The organism is Acinetobacter endophylla (assembly GCF_053543775.1).
In genome coordinates this window covers 1-1298 of record NZ_JBLVOM010000231.1, presented here as the reverse complement: position 1 = coordinate 1298, position 1298 = coordinate 1, and the positions used below count along the sequence as shown (strand labels likewise).

Sequence of the window (1298 nt, the reverse complement as noted above, 5' to 3'; positions counted from 1 at the left end):
AACAGATTTACGGAATTAGGTCGACCACTTACCCAAGTTACGCCTTAAATTTGGCTCAATTAGGGGCGCTTTGCATTTCAAATCTTTGTGCAACAAAGCCGAGCATGTGCTGTTTGTGATAAATTGAGATTATGTTGAGTGAGTTCTCTAATAATTCTAAGTTGTTGAAAGTTCATAATTTGGATATAGAATATAAAAATAAGAGCAAATATATAAATAAATGCTCTTTTAGATGATCAATGATTAACGCATTGTGACGAATTCTTCAGCAGAAGTCGGATGAATTGCTAAAGTGTTATCGAAGTCTTTTTTAGTTGCTCCCATTTTTAAAGCAACAGCAAAGCCTTGCAGAATTTCATCCATACCGTATCCAATACCATGAATTCCGACCACTTTCTCATCAGTTCCTACACAAATTAATTTCATTTTTGTGAGTTGTCGATGTTCTGTTATCGCTGTATACATGGATGTAAAGGAAGAACTATAAATTTTGATGGCATCTTTACCAAATTTTTCTATGGCTTGATCTTCGGTTAATCCAACTGTTCCAATAGGTGGGTGACTAAACACCACAGTCGGAATATTTTCATAATCTAAATGTTCATTTGGCTTATTGTTAAATAAACGTTCAGACAGTCTTCGACCCGCTGCCACAGCAACAGGTGTTAACTCGACTTTACCTGTAATATCACCCACTGCATAAATGCCAGACTGTGTTGTATTTTGATATGCATCAACATGAATAAAGCGATTCTCGTTCAATTGAACTTGAGTCTTATTAAGATTGATCGCTTCAGTTGCAGGTTTTCTACCAATTGCCCAAATCAAGCAATCTACACTATGTTCTGTACCATCTTCTAGGTGTAATACAAGTGAGTTATCTTGAACTTTAGTCACTTTGTTAATCTGACTATGAGTATGCACGTTAATATTTTCACTGCGCATATTCTCTAATAGTGTTTTACCAAGGAAATGATCTAATCCACGCAAAGGCTGATGTTTACGAATAAATAATTGTACATTCGAACCCAATGCATTAAGAACACCTGCCAATTCCACAGCAATATAGCCAGAACCAACAATAGCAGTCCGCTTCGGTAAGTGTTCTAATCCGAAGAAACCATTGGAATCAATACCATATTCAGCACCTTCAATTTCAGGTTTGAATGCTTGAGTCCCCGTAGCAATTAAAATATGGTCAGCTGTGTACGTTTCACCATTTACTTCAATTGTTTGAGCATCTAAAAATTTTGCAAAACCTCGAATGACATCAACATTATTTTTAGCTAGTCCTGTGT

At 36.1% G+C, this 1298-nt stretch carries 1 protein-coding gene; it reads right to left on the bottom strand.

Annotated features, from left to right (window positions below; all coding sequences use genetic code 11):
* Positions 1-243: 243 nt before the first annotated feature.
* Positions 244-1298: glutathione-disulfide reductase (gorA, locus tag ACNPNW_RS06560; protein ID WP_448766782.1), on the bottom strand; the 1055-nt coding region annotated here is incomplete at its 5' end.